We start from the raw sequence: 6119 nt of genomic DNA, 5'->3' as shown, positions 1-6119 counted from the left end.
CATAAGCCTGACAGGTAGAAACGTGAAAAACAACACGGGCGGACTGATCCTCAGAAGGTGCCGTGCGAAAACGCCCCGAGAGCGCTTGTCCATCTGTCTCAGCGCGAGCCTGCACCTCAACCTGATACCGCGTACCGGGTTGCAAATCTGTCAGCTTGATATGCCGCGTAAAATCGCGATTGGGATCCACAGCACGCCAGGGCGTACTCTTCCAGTCATCGGACATTTCAACAGCATACCGCACGCGCACATCCCCCAACGTACCGGGAACCGCGCCCTCAATCGTATGGATATCGGAACCATCGGGAAACAGAACAACGGGTTCCATAGTGCGTCGGCCCTGGCGCCGTTCCAATTCACCCGTCTCGGGATTTCGATAGCGCACAGTGGGTTTGGGATGGCTTTTATCCATCCGCTCGGGATTCCTGGTCAAACGCGTCCAGACAATCGCACTGGTCTGATCCACCTCGCAAATTTTAATCCCCGTAGCCTGATAAGGACCACTACCATAGCTATTGGCAAACAGTGCCAACATACAAAAACCAGTGAACAGCACCTTCATCCGTTTTCTCCTGTGATTCATCTCGCCGCCTGGGGCAAGGTATCCGTCGTCCTTTGAACACCTGGTGGTTCAACAAGCACCGTGGCATCGGATCCGCAATGGCGTTCTCGGCCTACCGCAAGGACATCCACACCAAGGGCAATACCCTCGTCCTCATGGCGAATCTCGAGCGCGGGACCACGACCGGGATTTAACTCCCCCCGAATAATCCAATCGCCCAAACAAATCCACCCATCTCTCTGAACAGGGTCTTGAAATCGCGCTTCATCTTCCCGATCACGCACCTGAAAAACAGCGAGAAAACGCATCATATTACATGCCCTCTCAGGCGAAACCGCGACGTGCCACTGATCGGGAAAAACCGCCATATTTTTCCCCAAAAAAGTCTTATTACCTCCCCAGTTGACCGCGGGCGGATCAAAAACTGTATCGATATCAATATACAATTTTTGAGACCCAAAAATATTCACCTGACCGCGCGCAACACGAGTCTGCGTGTACAATCGCTGATGGCAAACATCAGCAATAATTTCCCGATCCCCGTGGACGAGCCATTGCCAGCGGGCGTCGTGATCGGCTTCCAGATCATCGTAAATCACCAGAACATCTGGTCTCAAAAGCACCAGATGCCGGCGAAAACGCCTGAGACCCGCATCCCCATACGCATGGGACGCATCGCCGAGCGCGTAAGCCATGTGTTCACCATTGAGAAACCGGGAAATTATACCATAACTCTCAGCACCTCGGGGCTGGCCCTTCCCATCTATGAGAACCGAATTGTGCCCCCGCGTGGCCCTGTACCATTGCTTCGAATGATCGTCACCCGCAGAAGTGTAATAGCCCGAATTTCTAAAAACGGGTTCACCTCCATAAAAAATATTAAACCCATTCTGACACTCGTGAGAATGGAGAAGCGAGCCATAGGGACTGGACCGCATGCCCACCATGAGATCTCGTCGGGTATTTGCGAGATCCGTATGCAGCGACACAATACCAACATCGGCAAAACACCAGCCCTGCGGCAATGATCTGGGCGAACGCGGGCGCGGTCTCGCCTTTTGATCTCTGAACTTGTGCCACATGAGTAACGGATTGCTCTCCTCTCCTGCCTCTTCCCGCCACTGCTGCACATACCACGCTGCATAAGGATCGTCAAACCGAACAGCCATATCCTCTACAAAATCGAGATGATTACGCGTCGGACGCGCCTTCAGTTCCGTACCATCGCCAAATCCATCCGACCGCGAATGGGGCGGCCAGGTATAAAGCAAAAAACTGGCACTATTTTTATACCATGCATCCTGAAAAAGATCCACACCGCTGAGTTCTCCAATGCGCGAAGGGAGAACGAGCAAAGTCTCGACATTCGTCCCAAAATAAGAATTGCCATTTGCCCAGCCCCCATCTGCACCTCCCATAAGGGGAAATCGGGCAATCCACAACTCGTACACAAAGCGTACCCACTGTGCCGCATCGGAATACTCGTGCAAAAGCGCAAAAGCGACCTCGGAAAATTCGATAAGCAAATGTTGCCAGAAATGGCTGCGAAAAACCAGCGTCTCGATCTTATTCGTCTCCTCCCTGAAAAATCGCTCTGCCCGCACAACCATTGCCGCGCGAAGACATTCTCGCTGGGATCCCGTAAGCAGATCAAAGCAAGAATCGTAAACACCCGCCATAACCCGCATACAAGAACCATCGGCAAAATCGCTAATAACGGGATTGGTGTACCCATCCGCATCCCAATTCGCCACATGAAGCCCGCGGCGTATCGCTTCGCGGGCATAGCATTCATCACCCGAAAGCAAATAAGCCGGAATAAGCCATTGCACCGCCGAAGCCATACTACCCGCAAGCGCTTTGCTACCCCACCTGTGAAATTTGAAAACCTGATACGCGTCTTCCCCCTTATCCGGCGGCATAGTATCGTCTTTCAGCGGCGCATCGAGAAACTGATTCGCACGCGACGTAAATCGCTTGCTATGGCCTTTGAGATCACCGCCCCCACCTGGCAATGTCCAGAGCCGGGGATGCATCTTCGGACAAGCCGCGATCACATCAGTAGCCGACGGCGTCTCCATGCACCGAACTGAACCAGTAATCTCAAAATCATACCTATCAGACCAGCGATAGGGACCACCATCTATTGACGTGCCGTATTGCCAATACCATACCCCGGGCGCGAGTTCTCGATGCGTGTTAAACATCGCCCAGGGAAAACCCTCTTCTGCAAAAGTACTGCATTCTGGAAAATCGGGATCTTGAGACAAACGAACCGCGTATCGCACATCCTCGCCCCTCTCAGCGGGCCAGAGCAAAGGCGGGGGATTGCGGTCAACGCGCTTGTTATTAATCGGAAATGCCGCAATGCGCGGTTGGGCGTGGATGACTCTCATAAAGAATGAACTCACAGCTTTTGGTAATCACTCAAGTAGCACTGTCATAATAATCGGCATAAAGAATCAATACAAGAAGGAAATGCAGTCCCACATTGACCCGCCATATTGATTGTGGTATATTTTTTATTCGATTAGAAAATATAAATCTGTGAGCTAAGGACAGCGCCCATTCATCCCAATAAACATATTCGCGAAGCGATAAGATACGCAGAACGCAAAGGATGGCGGCTCATTAAAGCAAACGCCCGTGCTCACATCTGGGGTACAGTTTGGTGTCCACATAGCGACCGAACAGGATGTCGTGTTCGCATCATGTCAACCCCAAAAAATCCTGAAGCACATGCACGAGATGTTCGTCGTATTGTCAATCGCTGTCCCCATATCTAAAGGTCGAATTAAACATGAAAGTCCAGAAATTCACTCTGATTATCGCTCCCGATCCGACAGAAGAAGAAGCGGATAAACTCTACGGCGTTATTGACGACGGGACTCTTGTCACTATCGCCGATATTCCTCAAATTCATTTTCATCGAGAAGCGATAACAATGGATAGTGCAATCCGGTCAGCAATAGCCGATGTGAAGTCTCTGGGTCTGGATGTTCTGCGCGTTGAAATTGAGCCAGAAGCTATTGCGTCATTGGCATAAAAATTTAGAAGAAGAGCGAAAGATGACCAATGATATTCGCCTATTAGATGTGGTGGCATTAACAACCGATAAGCTGGAACACAAATTGGTACGTGGCGAAATAGGCACGGTCGTAGAATGTCATCCTGATGACGGCTATGAAGTAGAATTTGTAGCTCAAGATGGCTACACCTATGCCCTTATAACATGTGAGGGAAAAGATCTCCTTCCATTACGCGAAAAACGGAAAGTGTACGACACCGTAGCTATTTCTGCTGAATCGTAGTTTATTTTTTTAAGAGAGAATAGCAAAAGCCGATGTCTAAATGACATCGGCTTCTTTATTTATGGGCATCGCTCAAATTTTATTGCGTGCGGAGCATAAGGCTAATCATTGCGCGTGTATCCGGAGAACTGACTTCGAAAGTGTCGCGTTTTACAGGATGAATTTCGACTGAAAATTCTGGACGATTCACCAGCGTCTCTATCAGGTCTTTGACCATAACACATGCTTCTTTTCTCGTATATCCCTGAGTCATAGCGTCGAGCATTGGGATTTCTGCAAGCCAAAACTTTCCAACCTTATAAACTTTCCCTTGAAATCGCATGTCAATTTCTCTTTTCAAAACCTCAACGTAAACACAGTCTCTTCTTCCGGTTTAGACTGAACACTTATCGTACCGCGATGAACGCGCATAATCTGTCTGGAAAGTGCGAGACCAATACCCGAGCCATCGCGTTTGGTCGTAAAAAAAGGAATAAAAATCCGCTCCTGCACATCTTCCAAAATACCCGGACCATTATCTTGCACACGAATCACAACCCGGCCTCGCCCATCCAGTTGTGCCGAGAGATCCATGCGGGCATTGGAACGACCTGCAAGAGCTTGCACGGCATTCCGCATCAAATTGATCAACACCTGTTCGATGAGGTCGGGATCCGCAGTAAGCTCGAGCGTCCTGGGATCAATCCCCGTGTGCAGAGCGATATTATTCTTATCGCACTCACCCTGCATCAGAAACACAACGCGGGCAAAAAGTTCGGAAATATGAAAAATTTGAAAATCGGGACGCGATATGTGTGTAAGTTGGCGATACGCCTCGACAAAATGGAGCAGACCTTCGCTGCGCGACTGAATCGTTTCCAGAGCCGTATGAACATCGGGCAGCGTATCGGGATCGAGCGATGAAGCGTGCGCAGAATCGGGCAAAAGATCGCGCACGGTGGAAGTGAGAGAAGAAATGGGCGTAATGGAATTCATGATCTCATGAGTTAGTACCCGAATCAGCTTTTGCCACGCCTCCATCTCCTGTTCTTCGAGCTCGCTCTGGATATTTTGAATAGACGCCAGAATAAAAGACTCGCCCCGCATCCGCAGTTCAGTCGCATAGACGATAATCTGGAGCAATTCGTCCTCATCCTGAATTTTGACCAGCGTCTTATCGCCCGAGCGGAGCTTGAGCAGCGCCTCTGAAAACGCCTTACTAACCGCCTCCAATTCGCGCACATCGCGCATATGGGGCTTGCGAAGCAAACGCTGCGCCGCTGTATTCATCAATTCAATACGACCTTCGGGCGTATAGCAAATCAGACCAATGCCCACATGCTGGACAACGGTCTGGAGATACTGAAAATTCTCTTCTCTTTCTGCGCGCGTCTTGCAAAAAGCCTCGAGCACCTCGTTAAACGCATCCTTGAGATTGTTATACGCCGACCCCAACCCGGCACCCGTAAAAGATTGGGAAAAATCCTCATAGCGAATCGCCTGCAAAAAGCGCGTCAGATCGCGCTGCGTGCGCTCCACATAGTGTATGAGTGCCCAGGTCTGATAGAGCACACACGCACCAATAATAGCAAGCGTGGCGTAGTATTCACTAAAAAAAAGACAATAAAAGAAAAGACAGGTCGTGATGCACAGAAGGGCCACGCGCAAAATACATATCAGGCGAAAGTGTTTATAAACCATGCTTTTCGAGCCTGCGGTAAAGCGCGCTACGCGTGAGACCAAGCTCACGCGCTGCGTGACTGATATTGCCGCGGTGCTTCTCAATCGCTTTGCGAATAACGGTTTTCTCCACGTATTCGAGATTGAAGTCGTCAAAATGAATATCGTCACCTGCGGCGGGTTCGGAAACGCTGAGAGGAAAGTCCAGCGGTTGAAGAATGCCATTTTCGTTCATAATCACAGCCCGTTCAATCGCGTGCTGCAATTCGCGGATATTGCCCGGCCAGGTGTAATTCACGAGATGCTCAAGTGCTGCTGATTGAATGGCAATACCCGGTTTATTGTACTTCTGACCGTACGTCTCGAGAAACACCTCCACAAGCAGGGGAATATCGTCAAGACGATTGCGCAGAGGCGGCAGATGGAGTTCAACAGTATTGATGCGATACAGAAGATCTTGCCGAAAATCATTGCGGGCCACCATATCGTGAATCGGCATATTGGTCGCGCAGATCAGCCGCACATCAATATCAATGGGTCGGTTGGTACCCAGGCGAATAACCGTGCGGTTTTCAAGTGCCGTCAGC

Annotated in this window: 7 protein-coding genes; 2 read left to right on the top strand and 5 right to left on the bottom strand. The window is 50.1% G+C overall.

Translation table 11 applies throughout. The features are described from left to right. Both OXG87_15490 and OXG87_15485 read right to left on the bottom strand, forming a co-directional pair. A partial coding sequence (locus OXG87_15490) for a PhoD-like phosphatase N-terminal domain-containing protein (GenBank protein ID MCY3870952.1) occupies positions 1 to 562 on the bottom strand: 562 nt, incomplete at its 3' end. A gap of 17 nt (positions 563 to 579) precedes the next feature. After that, positions 580 to 2958, bottom strand: a complete 2379-nt coding sequence (locus OXG87_15485) for a DUF4962 domain-containing protein (GenBank protein MCY3870951.1) — start codon at positions 2956 to 2958, stop codon at positions 580 to 582. 404 nt (positions 2959 to 3362) lie between these two features. Between OXG87_15485 and OXG87_15480 the strand changes: the two genes are divergently transcribed. Together OXG87_15480 and OXG87_15475 are read left to right on the top strand one after the other, a co-directional pair. After that, entirely contained in the window at positions 3363 to 3608 is a 246-nt protein-coding gene (locus tag OXG87_15480) for a hypothetical protein (protein ID MCY3870950.1), read from the top strand. Between the two features lie 22 nt (positions 3609 to 3630). Then, the gene (locus OXG87_15475) at positions 3631 to 3873 is read left to right on the top strand and encodes a DUF4926 domain-containing protein (GenBank protein ID MCY3870949.1); all 243 of its coding nucleotides are present in this window, start codon (positions 3631 to 3633) and stop codon (positions 3871 to 3873) included. A 79-nt stretch (positions 3874 to 3952) separates the two neighbouring features. Here the strand turns inward: OXG87_15475 and OXG87_15470 are convergent, their stop codons facing one another. From OXG87_15470 to OXG87_15460, 3 genes are all read right to left on the bottom strand, one after another. Beyond that, positions 3953 to 4138 carry a hypothetical protein gene (locus OXG87_15470; protein ID MCY3870948.1) on the bottom strand — a complete coding sequence of 62 codons (186 nt, stop codon included), beginning with the start codon at positions 4136 to 4138 and terminating at the stop codon, positions 3953 to 3955. Between the two features lie 71 nt (positions 4139 to 4209). Next, positions 4210 to 5553 (bottom strand): ATP-binding protein, encoded by a 1344-nt coding sequence (locus OXG87_15465; GenBank protein ID MCY3870947.1) that lies wholly within the window; start codon positions 5551 to 5553, stop codon positions 4210 to 4212. Next, the coding region (locus tag OXG87_15460) for a sigma 54-interacting transcriptional regulator (GenBank protein ID MCY3870946.1) at positions 5543 to 6119 on the bottom strand (577 nt) is incomplete at its 5' end. The genes OXG87_15460 and OXG87_15465, both read right to left, overlap by 11 nt.

This window comes from Gemmatimonadota bacterium (genome assembly GCA_026706845.1).
Lineage (GTDB): Bacteria > Latescibacterota > UBA2968 > UBA2968 > UBA2968 > VXRD01.
The sequence above is the reverse complement of the archived record's forward strand: the minus strand, read 5'-3'. Positions and strand labels throughout refer to the sequence as shown.